The organism is Dokdonella sp., assembly GCF_051958935.1.
Lineage (GTDB): Bacteria > Pseudomonadota > Gammaproteobacteria > Xanthomonadales > Rhodanobacteraceae > Dokdonella_A.
The window spans coordinates 1-2,223 of sequence record NZ_JBQCFP010000071.1 but is presented as its reverse complement, the minus strand read 5'-3'; the positions used below and the strand labels follow the sequence as shown (position 1 = coordinate 2,223).

1 protein-coding gene is annotated in these 2,223 nt (G+C 71.9%); it reads right to left on the bottom strand.

Annotated elements, in window-relative coordinates; translation table 11 throughout:
* Positions 1-211: 211 nt before the first annotated feature.
* Positions 212-2,223 (bottom strand): tetratricopeptide repeat protein (locus ACTHK2_RS06675; RefSeq protein ID WP_440244923.1); only part of this gene is annotated, 2,012 nt, incomplete at its 5' end.

Sequence of the window (2,223 nt, the reverse complement as noted above, 5' to 3'; positions counted from 1 at the left end):
GGCCCATGCCGCCTTCGCCGAGCACGGAACGGATGAGGTAGGGACCGAGCTGCATGCCGGGCTCGAGCGCATCGGCCGAGCCGGTCGCGGGAGCCCGGCCGATGAACTCGGTGGCGTCGTCAGCGCTGGAATCGCCGTGCATGTCCGCCCCTGTCCGGAGTGCCGTGGGCGCAGTGTAGTGAGTGGCGGGCGGAAAGCTACCGCCCGCAGGTCACGGTCCGCCGGCGGCGGCCATGGCCGGTACCGCCGCCTTGCGCGCGCGCCAGAGCGCCTGCTTGTCCGGCTTGTTCCAGGCCGCGTACAGCTCGATGAAGGTATCGACCACGTCCTGGCTGCGCGGGTGCTGCGCGCCGTAGCCTTCGGCATGCGCGAACACGTCCCAGGCGAGCAGCAGTTCCTTTTCGGCTTCCTCGTACTTGCGCTCGCGCACGAGCACGGTCGCGAACTCGCGGTGGATGATGCCGCGGATCGCGTTGTCGCCGAATGCGGCCGCGGCGTTGCCGACGGCGGTGCGCCCGTGCGCTTCCGCCGCCGCGAAGTCGCCCGCATCGCGCAGCAACAGCGACAGGTTGGATTCGGCAATCACGCTGGCCTGGTTGGTCGGCCCGTACAGCTTGGTCGCCAGCGCGGCCGCGCGTTCGTAGTACGGCCGCGCGTCCTCGTTGCGGCCCTGCTGGCGGATCGCGCCGCCGAGGTTGCTGATCAGCCGCATCGTCAGAGGATGGTCCCTGCCGAACACGCGCTCGACCGCCGGCAGCTGCGGCAGGAGCAGGTGTTCGGCATCGGCGTAGCGCTTCTGCTCGAGCGCGATGATGGCGAGGCCATTGAGCGCGTCGATCGTCTTGGAGTTCTCGGCGCCGTACTGCTTGCTGCGCCGCTCGAGCAGTCCTTCCAGCAGCGGGCGCGCTTCGTCCAGATGCGCGGTGTCGATGTCGATCGAGGCGAGGTCGTCGCTCGTCACGAGCACGTCTTCGTCGTCGTCGCCGAACAGGCGCCGCTGCGCCGCCAGCACGCGCTGCAGGCGCACGCGGGCCTCCTCGGGCTTGCCCGCCATGCCTTCGATCGCGCCGAGCGAGCTTTCGATGGCGAGGCGGTCGCGGTCGTCGGCGGGGAGGCCCTCGACTTCGGCGAACGCCTGCTGCGCGAGCGCGAGCGCGTTCGCCGCGGGTTCGTGATTGAACAGGTTCGTCGCGGCGCGCGCGCGCGTGCGCGCCAGCTCGGCCACGGGCAGGCGCGCTTCCTTGCCGGCCGCGAGCGCCGCGTCGTAGTGGCGCTGGGCGACCGCATAGTCGCCGAGCGAGGAGTAGCTGTCGGCGATCGTTCGCTCGATCGATGCGCGCACCGCCGGCTGGTCGGCGAGTTCGCGCCCGGCGCGTTCGGCCGCGGAATCGAGCACGAGGTGCATGAGGCTGCGGTCCATGCCCTTGGCGCGGTTCGGATCGATGCCGGCGAGCATCCCGCGGGTGAACTCGGCCACGCGGTCGGCCTTGGCCGCCTCGATCTCCGCGATCGCGGCGGAGCGGCGCGCGCGGGCGAGGCCGTCGAGGGCGAGTGCGATGCCGGCGACCAGCGACAGCGCGATCAGCGCGCTCACGGCGAGCCCGAGCCGATGGCGCGCGACGAAGGTGCGGGCGAGATACCAGCGCGTCGGCTCGATCGCCTTGAGCGGCCGTCGCTCGCGGTAGCGCTCGAGGTCGTCGGCGAGCGCGGCGGCGGAGTCGTAGCGGTCGGCACGGTCGGTCGCGAGCGCCTTGCGCAGGATCGCGCGCAGGCCGCCGGGCAGGTGCCGCGCCGACGCGAGCAGCGCGCCGGAGGCATTCGCCGCATCGGCGACCGCGGTATCGCTGTCGATCGCCGCGAGCAGGGTTTCGTGCAGGCGCCGTGTCGAGTGGTGCGCGATCGGCGTGACCGCCGCGGCATCCGCATCGGTGAGCACCTCGTAGAGCATCACGCCGAGCGAGTAGACGTCGCTGCGCGTGTCGATGCCGTGCGGCTGCGCCTGCTCCGGGCTCATGTACAGGCTCGTGCCGGCGCGCTCGGCGACCGTCGCGCTCGCTGCGATGCCGCTGCCGGCGTTGGCGATGCCGCCGATGGCGATGCCGAAGTCGATGATCTTCGGCATCGGCGTGCCGTCGACGCGGCGCACGAGCACGTTGGCGGGCTTGAGGTCGCGGTGGATGATGCCTTTCTGGTGCGCGTGCTGGACGCCGTGGCAGACGCGTG